The 14,938-nt window shown below is 60.1% G+C and carries 15 protein-coding genes; 10 read left to right on the top strand and 5 right to left on the bottom strand.

From position 1 onward, the window contains the following. Positions 1 to 92: 92 nt before the first annotated feature. On the top strand, positions 93 to 545 hold the full coding sequence (locus NLN62_RS08720) for a TIGR02391 family protein (RefSeq protein WP_254108407.1): 453 nt from the start codon (positions 93 to 95) through the stop codon (positions 543 to 545). A gap of 336 nt (positions 546 to 881) precedes the next feature. Further along, a complete protein-coding gene (locus NLN62_RS08715) occupies positions 882 to 2,690 on the top strand; it encodes an HrpF/NolX family T3SS translocon protein (protein ID WP_254108406.1) in 1,809 nt (602 codons plus the stop codon). 618 nt (positions 2,691 to 3,308) lie between these two features. Here NLN62_RS08715 and NLN62_RS08710 read toward each other — a convergent pair. Continuing rightward, positions 3,309 to 4,961 carry a winged helix-turn-helix domain-containing tetratricopeptide repeat protein gene (locus tag NLN62_RS08710; protein ID WP_254108405.1) on the bottom strand — a complete coding sequence of 551 codons (1,653 nt, stop codon included), beginning with the start codon at positions 4,959 to 4,961 and terminating at the stop codon, positions 3,309 to 3,311. 214 nt (positions 4,962 to 5,175) lie between these two features. On the opposite strand from NLN62_RS08710, the gene NLN62_RS08705 reads away from it, so the two are divergent. Then, entirely contained in the window at positions 5,176 to 6,834 is a 1,659-nt protein-coding gene (locus NLN62_RS08705; RefSeq protein WP_254108404.1) for an amidohydrolase, read from the top strand. A 204-nt stretch (positions 6,835 to 7,038) separates the two neighbouring features. Then, positions 7,039 to 7,221, top strand: coding sequence for a hypothetical protein (locus NLN62_RS08700; RefSeq protein WP_254108403.1), 183 nt, complete (start codon positions 7,039 to 7,041; stop codon positions 7,219 to 7,221). A gap of 273 nt (positions 7,222 to 7,494) precedes the next feature. Here the strand turns inward: NLN62_RS08700 and NLN62_RS08695 are convergent, their stop codons facing one another. Beyond that, positions 7,495 to 8,235 carry a glycosyltransferase family 32 protein gene (locus NLN62_RS08695; RefSeq protein ID WP_254108402.1) on the bottom strand — a complete coding sequence of 247 codons (741 nt, stop codon included), beginning with the start codon at positions 8,233 to 8,235 and terminating at the stop codon, positions 7,495 to 7,497. Positions 8,236 to 8,466: 231 nt separating this feature from the next. On the opposite strand from NLN62_RS08695, the gene NLN62_RS08690 reads away from it, so the two are divergent. From NLN62_RS08690 to NLN62_RS08675, 6 genes are all read left to right on the top strand, one after another. Next, the gene (locus NLN62_RS08690) at positions 8,467 to 8,712 is read left to right on the top strand and encodes a hypothetical protein (protein WP_254108401.1); all 246 of its coding nucleotides are present in this window, start codon (positions 8,467 to 8,469) and stop codon (positions 8,710 to 8,712) included. Next, positions 8,621 to 9,217: a tyrosine-type recombinase/integrase gene (locus NLN62_RS53350; protein ID WP_371932937.1), complete on the top strand. Its 597-nt coding sequence runs from the start codon at positions 8,621 to 8,623 to the stop codon at positions 9,215 to 9,217. The genes NLN62_RS08690 and NLN62_RS53350 overlap by 92 nt, the downstream gene beginning before the upstream one ends. A 384-nt stretch (positions 9,218 to 9,601) precedes the next feature. Beyond that, positions 9,602 to 9,736, top strand: coding sequence for a hypothetical protein (locus NLN62_RS52935; protein WP_256575899.1), 135 nt, complete (start codon positions 9,602 to 9,604; stop codon positions 9,734 to 9,736). Positions 9,737 to 9,943: 207 nt separating this feature from the next. Beyond that, positions 9,944 to 10,096 carry a hypothetical protein gene (locus tag NLN62_RS08685; RefSeq protein ID WP_254108400.1) on the top strand — a complete coding sequence of 51 codons (153 nt, stop codon included), beginning with the start codon at positions 9,944 to 9,946 and terminating at the stop codon, positions 10,094 to 10,096. A 107-nt stretch (positions 10,097 to 10,203) separates the two neighbouring features. Next, positions 10,204 to 10,356: a hypothetical protein gene (locus NLN62_RS08680; RefSeq protein ID WP_254108399.1), complete on the top strand. Its 153-nt coding sequence runs from the start codon at positions 10,204 to 10,206 to the stop codon at positions 10,354 to 10,356. Then, the gene (locus tag NLN62_RS08675; RefSeq protein ID WP_254108398.1) at positions 10,344 to 10,520 is read left to right on the top strand and encodes a hypothetical protein; all 177 of its coding nucleotides are present in this window, start codon (positions 10,344 to 10,346) and stop codon (positions 10,518 to 10,520) included. Before NLN62_RS08680 ends, NLN62_RS08675 begins: the two co-directional genes overlap by 13 nt. A 208-nt stretch (positions 10,521 to 10,728) precedes the next feature. Here the strand turns inward: NLN62_RS08675 and NLN62_RS08670 are convergent, their stop codons facing one another. From NLN62_RS08670 to NLN62_RS08660, 3 genes are all read right to left on the bottom strand, one after another. Further along, positions 10,729 to 12,330: an outer membrane beta-barrel protein gene (locus NLN62_RS08670; protein ID WP_254108397.1), complete on the bottom strand. Its 1,602-nt coding sequence runs from the start codon at positions 12,328 to 12,330 to the stop codon at positions 10,729 to 10,731. 869 nt (positions 12,331 to 13,199) lie between these two features. Beyond that, complete coding sequence (locus NLN62_RS08665; protein ID WP_254108396.1) at positions 13,200 to 14,228, bottom strand: hypothetical protein; 1,029 nt, start codon at positions 14,226 to 14,228, stop codon at positions 13,200 to 13,202. Further along, the gene (locus NLN62_RS08660) at positions 14,197 to 14,859 is read right to left on the bottom strand and encodes a ParA family protein (protein WP_254108395.1); all 663 of its coding nucleotides are present in this window, start codon (positions 14,857 to 14,859) and stop codon (positions 14,197 to 14,199) included. The genes NLN62_RS08665 and NLN62_RS08660 overlap by 32 nt, the downstream gene beginning before the upstream one ends. Positions 14,860 to 14,938 lie beyond the last annotated feature (79 nt).

Genomic DNA, 14,938 nt, shown 5'->3' with positions numbered 1-14,938 from the left:
AGCTTCGTGTGCTCAGTCGTCGCGCGCTGAAGCCGGGAGAAGAGCCCGACCCTGTTCGTTCCTTCGGCGCAAGGAGGCAGCCCAAGGAGTCCTTGCATCCTGCGATCAGAGAAGACGTTTGGGCACTTTATCACAGGGGAAAATTTGATACGGACGTGTTCGAAGCGATGAAGGCGGTTGAGGTCGCCGTGCGGTATGCAGCGAAACGCCCGGCAAAAGACGTCGGTACCACGCTGACGCGCAAGGCCTTCGATTCCCACAACGGGCCGTTCGCCGACATGAACGCCGACCAAGCCGAGCGGGACGCGCGTGCACACCTCTTTAGCGGCGCCATTGGTTCTTATAAGAAACCGCATTCGCATCGCAATGTTGTACTGGACGATCCGGAAGAAGCATCATGCTCGCAAATCAATTGCTCCGTATTATCGATGCGCGCGCGTCGAGAGCACGCGGCAGCTTCCGGCAGAACTAATAGATTTGCCATCGTCATTGGTGGATCGCTTTCAGACGCGTCAGCTTCTCGAAAGCTAACCTCCCTAACATGAGAGCCTGGGTCTCTAGACGGCGCTGTCGCCTATTGACCGCAACGGAAATGAACGTCGGGCCGTTCAGTAACCTTTCGCCAGCCAGTAGCGGAAATCAGCCTCAGCCGGCGTTTACCCCGGAGCCACGTTGGCTCCGGGACCTTCTGCGCAGACGCCGGGCCTGACCCAGCAAAGCGCATTTTCGAACTTTGTATTGCGAGGCAGTTGAGTGAGCGTCTTACGAGATGAACAGTCACTCAAAGGTCGACGTTACCCAAAAGTTCGGCATCCTTCTGACCGATAGGTTGGACTCGGGCTCCTCAAACGACCTCCACCCTCACATCCGAGTATAGTGCTATGCAGCTCAACATCTCTTCGTCATCCGCCAGTGCGGTTCCAGCTCTGTTCGTGCTTGCTCCGGGAACCACGGCTGTGGGTCCTTCCGTGCAGCCGCCCGGCCAGCAAGGCGACCCCTTCGAGGCCATGTTGTCCAGTTGCGCGCGGGAAGCCAAATCCGAGCTGCCGTCCCCACCACCGGAACTGCTGGACCCAAAGTTGCCTGTGCCGGAGGATCCCTTGGATCTGCTGCCGGCGAATGTGAAGGCGGCGGTTAAGGCCGCGGAGGAGGGCGTTCCCGCACCGGAAATGTCGAACGTCACGTGGAGTGACGGCACGCTGACCAATGCCGAGTTGCAGATCGTGGCAGTGCTGAACCGCCACAAGGATCAGTTGCCCCTCTGGTGGGGACACATCACGCCCACCGACTTCGATCCATCAGTGCCGTCGGATCTGAAAGCCGCAATCCAAGGATTGCACCAGGACCGCAAGCTCTTCGCTGCGCTCGGAGGGACATCCGACTGGAGGTCCTATAGAGTTGCCGATCGTTTGTCCAGCTTCTGCAGCAATCATCCGCAAGTTGCCGCATTCCAGGAGCAGCAGGCGCACAGCTACGAGCAGAACTACATCCCCTCCGATGGTACCGGAAATGGCCAACCGTCAGTCATGACCGTGAACGACGCAATGCGCGAGCTTTACCGGTATTCCGACTACCTGCCCAAGAATCTGAGCCTGGCTGATTTCCAACAGATCGTCGACGGCAACGCCCAAACTGGCAAGACCCCGCCGCAGGTGATCGCGGCGGCTCAATACTTCCTCGACCACCCGGATGCCTGGAAGCAGCTGTACGGTGGTGCGATTGATCAGGTCCACAAAGAGGATTTCCTTCAAGTCGCTTCATCGTCGATGGGCCTCACGCAAACCGAGCTGAACACGCTCGACACGATCAACAAGAATCAGGGCGCCTTCTTTGGAGGCGGCGTGCTGACCCGGGACAAGCTGGCGAGCATGGCCGAGGACAAGAGTCTTGATCCGAAGGTACGGCAAGCGGCGTCGCAGCTGCTCTCGGATCCGCTATTGTTCGCACTGCTGAACAATTCGATTACGGGCTACAAGACCCATCACAAGTTCTTCGACTTCGGTGGCGGACATAGGGTCGATTCCGGTAACATCAGCAACAACGACTTCACGAACTTCTACAGCAACATGTCGGCTGCGAACCGCACCGTTCAGCAGACGAAAACCCATGTTCCCAAAACCGAGGCCGAGCAGTCCGCGGTCGCGGACATGATGATGGGCGTGGCCGACCAGCCCGATATCAAGTCTGTGAAGAAGAACGGCGGAGCGCTCATGCACGCCCTCGAGGGCGCGAAGCCCCTACTCGACGAACTGCTTACTGCCGAATCGAGGGCGCTTGACTGGGCCGCCACAGCGGTTGGCGCGCTTGGCTTCATTCCGGGCCTGGGTGAAGTTGCCGATGCAGCATCAATGGTCCTCGAATGGGAGTCGCAAGGGGCGAATATTCTTCACGCCGCCATTAGCGGAGGCGATATTACGCAAGCGCTCGAAGAGGCCGGCTTCAGTGACGTGGCGCAGGTGGTGGGCTGTATCTCCGGCCCGCAGGTCAAACTCGCGATGCGCGAGGGGCTAGCGAAAGAACTAATTGAACGGGCCGCGAATGCCGGGGTCGACTTGGCGGTCTCGGAGGCGCAATCCTATGCGGAGGACTATTTGAACAACCTGAAGGAGCACCTCGAGGCCGGTCCCATGCCAGCCGGATACGCTCCGAGCCAGGTTGGCACGACGGCATCGTCGCAGAAGGTGGCCTGACGGGCGCACTTGCAGTCCTCGACGTGGAGGGCTGCGCTGCTGATGGTTCAGGTTAACTCGCTGTGAGGGAGAAAGCGCGAGAGCGTTAGCTTTCCTTGCGTCGAATCTGAGTTGGCTTTCGCGTTCAAATCGTCCGTCGGCGCACCCAGCGTCTCTGACGAGAGTGACATCGGAAGACCAGCGCACTATACCCTCAACCAGGACATGCTCTAGCGAAGTGCAACATGGAGCGATGGGGAACGTTCTTCCAGGCCTCGTACAAATTTGACTGAGAAGGCCGGCCAGGCTCCTCCGGAATGCAGCAACTACGCGTGGGTGAAAGATTTGGTCCAGGCGGCTAGTGGCTCTTCTTTTGATCGGGACCTGATCCGCGGAGGGCATTATGGCCAGCGGTCAAGTGAACCGCGCAAACAGGCCGAACACATGGCCGCTCCGACCAATGCTGCGACGTGAAGATTCTTCTTGCCAACCCGGAGCCGTCCACACATGGCCCATCGTGTCACTTCGCGGCTATGCACCAATTCGGTCGCTATTGGTGCATAGCCGACTCAGGCAAGCCATCCACTCGGCAGATTTATGGATTCGCGGCCTAGCCACGCTTGGCCGAGTGTATTTCGCCTAGCGCTCCGGCATTCCGGCCTTGCGCAGCCCTTCCTTGAACCGAAGGTGAAATTTCATGAAAGCGGGATTGGCGTCCGGGACGTAATCCCACTGCGCGATCGTTCGCGTCAGCGTCGCGGGGAGCGCAAGATATTGCGTCAGCGTCGCGCGGGCCTCGGCGTCGTGTCCCGTGAGCGCCAGTGAGGACGCGAGCCCGGCAAGTATTGTCGGAATCTCGGGCGAGGCCGCCGCCGCGCGGCGCAGCCACACCAGGGCCTCGTCGTCCTTCTCCATAAGGAAATACGCCCAGCCCTTGAGCAGCAGGAAAATCGCGGTCTCGGGATCGTGCGGACTGAGACGGATGCCGTGTTCGGCATATTCCAGCACCTTGTCCGGCTCGGCGAGGAAGAAATACTGCAACGCCAAGATTTTGTACGCTCCCGCATAACTCGGATTCAGCGCTAGGCAACGTTCGGCGGCAACGACCGCATTCCGCACATGATGGGTTCCTTCCAGCACGATGGCCTTCAGGCAGTAAGCCGCGTAATAACCGGGGTCGATTTCGAGCGCGCGGTTGACGAGGCTCTCGGCCCGCTGCAAATCCGCGGCGCGGTTCGGACTCTGAACTCGCGAGACGCGCGAGGCGTAGTAGGACGCGAGCCGAATCAGCGCCCGTACGTTACGGGGGTCCATGTCCAGCGCCCGTTCGCAGAGCTCGTAGGTCGAGGCCGCGGCCGCGCCGAGGCGGTACGAGGCCGCCTCGCACCGCATCGCAAGGTCCTCGGCATCCAGATTCGCGACAGCGGTCACGCGCCCCGTTTCGGCCCGAACGAGTTCGACATGGAGCGCGCTTGCCAACCGCGTGACGATGTCGTCCTGGGTCTGCAGCAGCTCAGCGCGCCGCACATCGAACTGGTCGGACCATAGCGTTTTCGCGCTCTGCGCGTCGACCAGCCTCGCATTGATGCGCACCGACCCGTCGCTGCGCAGTACGCTGCCCTCTAGCGCGTAACTGACGCCGAAATCGGCGCCGAGTTGCTTGATATGGACCGGCTTGTCCTTGAGGGTAAAAGCGCTGCGGGCGGAAATCACAGTCGAGCCGCGCAGCCGCGACAAGGCCGTCGTCAACTCATCGGTGATGATGTCGCCAAGATAATCCTGGGCCGGGTCCGCGCTCAAATTCGAGAATGGTAGGACGATCAGCGACAGGCGCGGCGGCACCGGCGCATGCCGCCAGGACATCGTGGACCAGATCACCCCGGCGATCGCGAGCACCCCGGCAAGTCCGAACAGCGGCAGCATCCAGCCCGCGCGTCGAACGTCGCGCCGAGCCGCCGGAATCGGCCCGGCGGCCGGCTCGCTGACGGCGTCGTCGTCCAACAACGTAACCGGCCCGGCGAAGATATAGCCCCGTTTCGATACCGTCTTGACCACAGTCTGGCCGGTGTCTTCCAGCGCCGCCCGCACTTCGCTGATACAGCGTGTCAGCGAATCTTCCGTCACAATCACGCCGGGCCAGATCTTCGACAGCAATTCGTCCTTGCTCACGAGGCGGCCCGCATGGGTCACCAGATAATGCAGCAGTGCAAAACTCTTGGGACGCAATGCCACGTCAGCCCCGTTGCGGCGCAGGCAGCCCTGCGACAGATCGAGCGTGGCGTCGCCGATCAAGTACCGCTCCGCCGACATGCGGATGTCCTCCTTCCGAGCTGGCCGGCCGAAGAGGCGGGAAATCCGGCCACTTCGGTAGAGTTTCAGCAATTCTTCAGCGTTCCTTCATGACGCGCAAGACCCGCGAGGGCCAAGCTTACCACCGCGAGCTTCGGCCGGCGCCTGTCCCGATCCGGGTCAGGACGACGCACGGGGATCACAGCGGGAGGATGTCATGGGAATTATATCTATTGGCGGATCAATCCGGCACCTTGGCGTCGGAGCTTTGTCGCTTCTTTTGGTCAGCTCGGCCGCGCTCGCTGCCCCTCAGACGATCCTGGTCAACGCCAAAATTTTTACCGCCGATCCGGCGCTACCCTATGCCCAGGCCGTCGCGATCGAGGATGGTCGTATCCTCATGGTCGGCTCCAACGAGCAGGCCCGCGCGTTGGCCGGACCGAACACCCGAATCATCGACGCCGGCGGACGGCTGGTGACACCGGGGCTGACCGAAGCCCATGTTCACCTCGGCGAAGCCTTTCCAACGCCACCGGTGCCCATGCCGGGCCTGCCGTTTCCCGGGCCGACCGCAGAGCAATTGCTCTCGGCGATCGAACAGGCGGCGAAGACCCGCACCGACTGGGTCAGTGCCACAATCGGCCCTCAGATCGCGCGCGACCGCCGCAACTGGCGCAAGGCGCTCGATGCCGTCGCGCCCAACACGCCGGTGCTGCTCAGGGCGTTCTGGGGACATGTCAACATCACCAACAGCGAGGGTTTTCGCCGGCTCGGCATTACCGAGGATATCGCCGATCCCTTAGGCGGCTGGTGGGGCCGCGACGAAAGCGGACGCCTCGATGGCGGAGGCTACGAGGCCGAGACGATCATGCGGCGCATCCAGCCCGCGAATCTGGAGCGCCTCGCCGCCCTGCTGGGTGAAGCGCAACAACGCTACGCCCGCTGGGGCGTTACCTCGATCCACCTAATGAACGATAACAAGTCGCTCGAGGTCACGCTGGCCGGGCTTGGCATCGCAAAACCGCTGCAGAAATGGACGATCTACTCCTGGGGCAGCTTTGGTAGCCGTAGCGTTCCCGACGCGTGGGCGGCCATCGACCGGGTCGCCGACCGAACATTGCCGAAAGTCCGCGTCGAAGGTCCGAAATGGGTGCTGGACGGCACGCCGATCGAACAGAATTCCGTGCAGCGCGCAGACTATGTCGTTCGTCCCGGATGGCGCGGGCGGTCTGACTTCACCGACGCGCAATTGCGTGAGATCCTGCAGCTCGGATTGACGCGGCCGACGCAGCTCGCGCTGCATGTCGTTGGCGATGCTGAAACCGACCGTGTGCTGAAGATGATGACCGAACTTGCGCCCGCCGCGGCCTGGCGCGAAAAGCGCGTTCGCATCGAGCATGGCGACGGCATCGGTCCCGACGCGTTCGAGAAGGTGGCGCAACTGGGCCTGGTCGTGATCCAGAATCCGACTCACCTTGCCCTTCCGCCGACCGGGGGACAAAAAATCCCCGATCACTCCAGAGTGTTGCAGGGCTTCGTCACCGCAGGCATTCCGCTGGCGCTTGGTTCCGATGGTGGCGTAAAGGAGCAGAACCCGTTTCTCAATTTGATGCTGGCCGTGCTTGTGCCAAACGATCCCTCGGAAGCGTTGACGCGCGAGCAGGCGCTGACCGCTTATACGTCGGGAGGCGCTTACGCAGAAGGGCAAGAAAAGCTAAGGGGCCGGCTCGCGCCCGGCTTTGCCGCCGACCTTGCAGTGCTCTCGCAGGATGTCCTGACGGTGCCGACGCCGCAAATCCCGATGACGACCAGCTTGCTTACCATGGTCGATGGCGAAGTGATCTTCGAGGATGCGGTATTGATGTCAGCTAGATAGGTGGGTGCGGCGAGAGTCGAACGGTTCTTCAGCAGGATCAAAACAGCGTTCGTTCAACTCGCGTCAATCAGGCGATGGTTGCGCCTTTATGAGTCCGAGTCCTGCGCCGGTGAGCGCCAGGAAAGTTCGTAGTGTTGGCGGGTTCGCATGGACAACGGTGCTTTGGCTCCCAATATGTCGTGCACTTCGATCCGGAGGAATGACATGAGCGACAACGAGCCGCCGAAGCCGGAGAACACATTCGCGTCCTGCCTTGGGCTCTCGCGCGAAGAAATCATCGATATTGAGATTGCCCAATGCTGGAGAGCTCATATCAATACGGGGTGGGGTGAGCCTTACCACTTTGACTACCCCACCTGGCTCAAAATGCAGGAACGGTCTCGCTAGCTGGGCGGTGGGCAAGGCGACCAGTCGTCGAACGGATCCAGATCATCTTTGAGCGAGGCGCTCTAACCGGCCAGCAAGGCTGGATACATCGTCGAGAATATCCAGTGCCGTCCAAAGGGCGCTGGTCGAGCGCCTCCTTTTCTCGTGAATCTGAAACCTATGCCCCTCTCTCAGGCCGCATCCGTGGCCTCATGATCCGGCCCTTCAGCCTTCCAGACCTTCGGCATCCGCTCCCTTCCTCATTACGATCGGCCGCTTCTCCTGCTCTCGCGCCTAATAGCCTTTCAGGTTCTCCGGATACTGAAAGGATTTTCGGGTGAACTGACCTTGCCGGCAAACCGACCGGAACGGTTCGATCGGCACCGGGGAATTCCCCGCAACAAGGTCGATCACGGTCGGTCCGGTCATATCGTAGACGCTTTTAATGGCGTTGGACGTTATGTTTTCCACCATCTTACCGACGACCGCGGTCAGGACGGGATGCGCGGGTTCGGCGGCAAGAAAGTAGTTGGTCAAACGTCCATCCTTCGCGCGCACGAACAGTGCGGATTGATCAGCGCGTAGCAAATATTCGGGCGGCCAAGAAAATGCCGCGTCAATGTCGAGGTACACCCCTCCGTGGGTGAGCAACACAAGAACGCGCCAAAGGTCTGCCCTGGCAGCGCCAATTTGCAGGCTCAGATACGTCTCGACCAGCTCCGAATGGCGGCTCCTGACGAACGCTTCGCATGCCGCATCGTCGCAAAATCTGAATTCATGCGTCGGCGCAAGATAGCGATTGAACAGATAGTTCACATAAATCGAAAGCGTCACGTCACTTGTGTAGTTGGTCAGCCAGACGATACGGGGTATCCGCCTCGGCGCGCGCGTTGGCAGGAGCGGTGGCGACAACACGGGTATGCGGTAGCGTTTGCGCGGCCGGAGGAAAATATCGAGATAGAAAATAATCTTCAGGATGTTTCCGACGACCTGAACGCACCCCGTGCTGACATACCTTGCAGCAAGCCCGGCCAAGCGCCTTCGCTCGCGCGACCCCGGTTGGCCGTGTGTATTGGTTTTGCTTTCGGATTTTGCGGTGAAACGGAATGGCCCGAACTGTTTCAGTCGCGAACAATGCCGTTGAAATAACGGTAGAAACCGCGCTAAAGTTCCTGGGCAATTCGCCTAATGCACGCGCTCTCGCAGCAAAAAGAAGGAGATACCTCGTGCAACAGTTCGGGCCATACGGTTCCAACCGAGGTCGCCATGCACGAGTATCCCAACCGCATCAAGGGAAGGCCAAGCGGCCGCGTTGGCGACCCTAAATACGTGAATGCCGTCGAGAGACGACGGTTTGTCAAGGCCAGCACTCAGGCCGTTGCGGAAGTCCGCCTCTTCTGCCTGACCCTATTGCTGAGCGGTGGCCGGATCTCCGAAATCCTCGCGCTTACGCCCGCCTCCATCGATCTTGACAGCCGCGTGGTCTCCATCCACGACGCTAAAACGTCGTAAAGTCGGGGTCGTGCGGCAAGTGCCGCTACCCCCTAGGCTGATTCGAGACCTTGACCGCAGCTTCGACATCCGCGTCCGCCAGCGCGATCCGATTAAGGCTGCAACGCGCCTTTGGCGCTGGAGCCGGACCACCGCCTGGCGGCGAGTCAAGGAAGTGATGGCCATGGCCGAGGTGAGCCAAGGAGCGGCGATGCCAAAGGGGCTGCGGCATGGCTTTGGCGTCAATGCGACCGCCAATCTGGTGCCCCAGCATCTGATCCAACGATGGCTTGGCCACGCTTCACCGAAAACGACCGCAATCTATTGTGACGTGTGCGGTCCTGACGAGCGGCGCCTTGCAGAGCAAATGTGGAAATCCGGGTATCCAGGGCCGGTTGGCCAAATGTTTGACCGGGTCTCCTCGATTTGGTGGGCGTTCACCTCAAGCCCGTCGCTTCTCCACGCAAGAAATGCCCGCAGTCGTGCTCTGTCATCCATCTGGCGCGGGCTAAGTGGGCTCTTATGAACCTCCCGCACGTTGCGGCTTACGTTGGCGATCGATCGCGACCGTGGCGAGAGCCGCTCCGGCTACCCATCAACCTGGGCCGGGATAATTCCTGAGACGGATTTGTAAAGCCCGCCGATCAGGGACGAGGTCGTCGAGATGTGCTATGTGTTGCCCGTTCGTCTGCACCAATCGTTCAATCAGGGCCCGGGTACCGTCCAACCTCGGCCTCGAGAGCCGAGTTGATAAGGTTCTCGTCGTTATCGGACAGATAACGATAGTTAGGGTCTGAACGCGCAAGGTCCCCTGCGTCGGGAGCAACACCGCCTTGGCGCTCTTCATGGAATACAACCATCCGGCGGCGGGTCGCCTATCCGGATCGTCGCCGCGACACATGACACAAGCGTGGCCGAGATCGAGTGGACCTACAGCAAGCACATCACCGATCACTCGGACGACATTTCGCGCGCGGCGCTGCTGCATCACGAGCCCGCGCCGATCGCCGACAGCAACATTGTCGAGTTAGCGAAGGCGAGCTGATCGCGCCAAACGCGAACCCGTTCCTGTCAGCGAAATGGGCTCCGCACGGAGCCCTTTTCTTTTCCGCTGATCACACCCGTGCTCACCAAAAGTGAGCCGCATATGCACCTGAGCGCATGCGTCACGTCTGCGTGATGATGTGCTAAAAGGTGCCAACTGCAGCGAACTGCAACAGTTTGCAACAGGTGACGGCGACGACGAGCGCGCATGCTTAAGGGCGTCAAGATCGTGCGGGTCCCCATTGATGGGCTGATCTTGAATTGGTTGGAGCTGGAGTATCCCGGCCGGTGCGATCTGACGGACCTCGGCAGCGTCGGCGAGTTCATCGGCCGGCTGCTCAGCTCGTCGGCGCGAGCGTGAAGCACAGGTATGCGCGGCACCAACCAGCTCGCCGAAGGCGACCAGGGCTGCGAGATCATCGCTCGCGCATTGCGCAACGCGCTGGTGCCGGTGTTCTGAGGAAGCGAATGGAATTTGAAATCCCCCAAGGCGCGGAGCGCGAGTACCTGATCATCTTCGGCGTGGCCGCGATCTATATCGGCACGTCGCCGGTCGGCGAGCCGTTGCTTCCGGCTGGAATATCCCGCTGGCCAATCACGATGCGGCGATGGCGCGCGTGAAATTGGCGGTCAGGCGCGTCCAGGTGGTGATCGATGCGGCGAACACGACCGGCGAGCTGGCCTGGTTCAACGCTGCTTATCGGGCCTGGCGGATCGAAGCGAAGAAGGTCGGGCGCGGTATGTCCTACGCCGATGCGCTGGCGCGCGATTGCGAAAAGCGGTGACAACGCGCCTGATCGAGATCGATAGCCTCGACCTTGATGCCGATCTCTTGAATGGAGTCTTTCCGCGTCTTGGTTCGCCCGCGCCCCTACTCGATGAAAAAAGCGCCAGAAGGTCGGTTGGCGGCTTGAAAAATGCGGTGTCTTCTTCGCGCGAAGCTAGAGCCATGCGCTCTCTGTTTCGGGCACCGCAGTTTTTTACGCAACGCTTTCAATCGAACCTATAGGACGCCTGAAAGAACGTGCCCCAGCGCGCTATGCTGAATTTCGAAAACTGAGTCGGACTAACGATTCCCTGGCCACCACAGCCTGTGCATGTCGCTTGGCTGTCTGATTTGGTCCACATTGCCCAGTAGCGCCCGCCGACGCCGACGCTGACATTCTTGGTAATGAAGTAGGACAACACACCTTCAATCTGGACGCCGCCGCCACCATTCCCGCGTTGATCAGAGAAGGTGGTCGTCGGGCGCAAGAGATGATTGTCACGCCCTTTGAAATCCGTCCAGGGCAGGTAAGCGACGTCCGTGGTCAAATGCCAACGGTCGGTGAGCATGGTTTCGGCGCTGAGGCCGACACGAGGTGCATTCCACTGAGTGTTCTGGCTGCCAATGACCCTATCGTCGCCGGGAGGCAAGCATGTGGTCGACGGATTGGCGATCTGCACACACCCCCTCGAGTCGGAACTCTGTTCGTAGTAGCTCCAGCCGATAAATCCGCCGAACTCGTAGTTGGAGCCGCGCAGGAGATCGTAACCGGCATCGGCCGTGTAATAGGTGAACCTCCCGCTTGTTTGTCCTGATATCGTGTTGAGATAGGAACGCCGCGCCACGCTCCAATCTTCATCGTTCATGTTTCCTTTGTTGAAGCGTCCGAGGCCAATATTGCCCTTCAGGAATACTCCCCATGGGCTGTCAACACGGCCAAATGCTTCCCCGGAAAGCCCGTCGAGGCCGTGGTAGGTGAGCCTTGATATAAGAATGTTAGGATCTGTTGGCACAGCGCCAACGTCCCATTGGAATCGGCCGCGGCTGAGCCAAAGCCGCGATCCGCCTTCAAACGACCAACCGGCGGCGTAAGCCGTTCGCGGCGCGACGGCGGGTGCTTTCGCGTACAACGGTGCATCGGACCACTGCGTCCACGGGTCGGCGCCAAAATGGTAGTTCAATCCGATTTTTCCGATGTGATAGTTGCTGGACAGGCCCGTTGTGTTCGCCGGGAGAATTGCGAATGGCGGAGCCTGGACAGTCGGAGGAGTTACGATACTCGGTCCGCCGAAATGCAGGTAGTCATACTCGACTTTCACGGACCACGCAGGGGTAAGCGCTTGCTCGACGCCCAGCCCGATGATCCAACCGACCCGGCCATAGTCGAAATGGGTTTTCTCCTGTGGCCCGCCGCCTTCGAAATTGTTGACGACGTCACCGCGATGGTTTTGCCAAGCCACGCCTCCCTTGAGATAGGCCAGGGTGTGGCCCAGCGCGCCAAACGCGTAACCGACGCGACCGGTCCCCGTGGCAAAGACGTTGGGACCTGCCTTGCAGTTTGCGCTCACGAGAAAGCCGGACGGCGCGAGGCAAGTATTTGTGCCCTCTGAGACAGCCCCGCTGGCATCGAGTTCGACGCCAAGCACCCAGCCGTTGTTCTGCCAGTTATAGCCGATCTGGCCGCCTGCGAGGAATACTGGGGTATCGACGGCGCCCCCATAAATTGACGGACCGTACGGATTTCTGAAGGAGGTTCGGCCGTAGCCGCCGCCGACGTGCCCGCCAATATAGCCTCCCGACCAGCTCCACACAGCAGCAGGCAGTTTCACTTCTGGCGCAAGGTCTGCTGCATTCGCTGCACCCCTCGCAACGAGCCCAATTGTACCGGCTACCAAAAGAAGAACTCTAGATCGCATCCAACACTTCCCTGCATTTTCTCGGTCCACAACCGAGCGCCCTTAAGTTATCGTCGCAGCAAATCGTCGGGGCGAACCAGACGCTAGCAGCGACGCGCGGCAAGTCCGTCCCGAAGACCATCGCACTGCGATTGGTGATGATGCCGTGAACCGAGCAAGTTACGTGCCGAAGTGAATTCGCAGATTATTGAGGCACTTCGTAGTGGCGTGTAGCGTCAAATTGCTGACATTGGTCTCAAGACCGACAGCCGGCGCAGCCAGTGCGCCCACAATGCGCTTGTCTCCCTCGACTACCGGGACCAAGCGCTCAAGATCGAACTGTTCGAATTGAACAAGGCCCGCGCCCGGCCAGGGCACGGCTGTTGATCCCTCACGGCTGCCGAGCTTGCACAGATGGCGGTGTTCGCCTTACCGAAGTTCGAGCTCTCTGATCACAAGGGCCGCAATTTCCGCCGGGTCACGGACAACGGTTTGTGCAATCTTGATGATCTTCCTCGCGATCATCTCCGTTAGCGGATCGTCACCATCCTTCACGCAAAGGATATGGAGCCTTGAAGTACAGGCAAGCATTCTTAGAACGGAAGCGGCTTACGTCGCTTTGTGGCGCAGCCGTTATATTTTGTTCGACAGCGGCGCGCGCTCGCTGCGGATGCGGTCATGCAAGTGATGGGCCGCGCGGCGGTGAAGGACGATAGGGAAAGCTCGGACAAAGTTGCCGGGCGGTCCTCGCAGGGGCCGCGGCCTTAATCAAATCGGACGCCAAATGACCGCGCTGCTTAGCTTTACTCTGGATCTGAAATGCGGTTCAGCATCTTCACGTGCGGTCCCGCCCGTTTGAAGATCGGCTCCCAAAAGGCATAGGCCGTCTCGGCGAAACTCGCGCTTATGGTGAACTTCGTGAGCGCCCCCCGATATGCGGCCTGTCGCCGGCAGCCCTGCCCCTCGACAAGGTGCCAAATAAATTGAGCGACATGGCGCGCGTACGTGCTCGGACGACCTCGGTGGTTGGGTACGATCTCAAGCCGCATGGTCCCGGTGTCGCGCGTCTCCGGTTCGGTGATGTTGGCAAGCCAAATGAAGATTGATGGATCAATGCTCGCGGCATAGCCGTCGCGCTTGAGCTGCTGATTGATCATAGAGAACGCGCTGGCAGCCTCTCTGAAGCATTCGCTCAGGATGAAGTTCGCCTGATTCTCCAGCTTGCCGCTCCGAAGATCGTCCAGCAATCTGACCGCCTCGTCAGTGAGCCGCCGCATGTATTGCACTTGCGGCTGCCCTGCGCTGTCGGCTGGTTCCTTCTGCACAATCAATTCGCCCGCATCCGCGCGGAACTCCGTTGCGGCTTCTTTGCGAACGGTCAAAAAATTGCTTTCAAGACTGGAAGCGCCGATGTCTTTCGACGCCGCTTCTCCTTCCACCCGTGTCTCTACGAGGTCCTTTGCATGGTCCAACGTAGCATTCAGGCTGGCTTTGATATTTTCAAAAGCTCTGTCTTGATACTCCTTGGCGATCTTCGCCATCATCTCGGTGGTAGTGTCGAAATCTAGGAGTTCGTCCCTGCGCGGCGCCGCCGCATTCTGAGATTCAAGCACCGCAACGGGACTCGGAGCCGTCGCTTGCCTTGCAAAGATCGATTGATCAGACGTCTTCTCGCCCGTGTGCTCCAATCGCGGATTGGAAGCAGCAATCCCGCTGGACGCCACAAACAGGCCATCGTCAACGGCTCGACTCGCCGCCGCGGTAAGCTCCACCAGCGAGCGCCGCGCACAGCGCGTATGGCTAGCACGCCGCCTTTTTTGCGTGAGGCTCATGATCTAACGCCCCCTCGACAAGCTTTTTCAAGACCCAGCGCCACAGCTCACGAACTTCCTCCGAGGCTCTTCCCTCTTGTGCAAACTCGGTCACGCCTAATCCTGCCCCAAGCGCGTCCTGGTGGTCATTGCGTTGCCCGACATAGGGAAGCGCAAGCACCCCGAGCGAATTGAACGACGTTGCAGCTTCACTCAAGCGGCAGCACCGCGGCGGCGTCTGATTGAGGACGAAAGCAAATCGGCGGTTGAGCCTACGAATAGCAATCAGCGTCGGTATCGCAGCTTCGATGTCGGCCAGACTCGGACGCACCGGGATCAGGCAAAGATCGGCCCTCGCGATAGCGCACACGGACAGCGCATTGCTCGTGGCTGCGGTATCGATGACTGTAAGCCAGATTCCCTCAGCTGCAAGGCTGACGAGCGCCCCTTCTATTTCGGCGGGATCGGAGACCCGAACGACCCGCGGATAGGGATAGCCGCGCCGCTCTTTCCATTTTGAAATCGTGCCTTGTGGATCCGCCTCCACAAATGCGACGCGCTCCCCGTTCCCCATCGCTGCGACTGCAATTCCGACCGCCAGCGTGCTCTTGCCGCTTCTGCCTTTTTGGGTGATCAGAGCAAGGACATACATCTCCTGCGCTTCCCGAATGACAACGACATGAAACGCACGCCGTCGAAAAATTGACCTACCAATCGGTGACCTACCACTC

The organism is Bradyrhizobium sp. CCGUVB23 (assembly GCF_024199885.1).
GTDB lineage: Bacteria > Pseudomonadota > Alphaproteobacteria > Rhizobiales > Xanthobacteraceae > Bradyrhizobium.
Note: the sequence above shows the minus strand (reverse complement) of the source record. Positions and strands in the feature narration are given on the sequence as shown.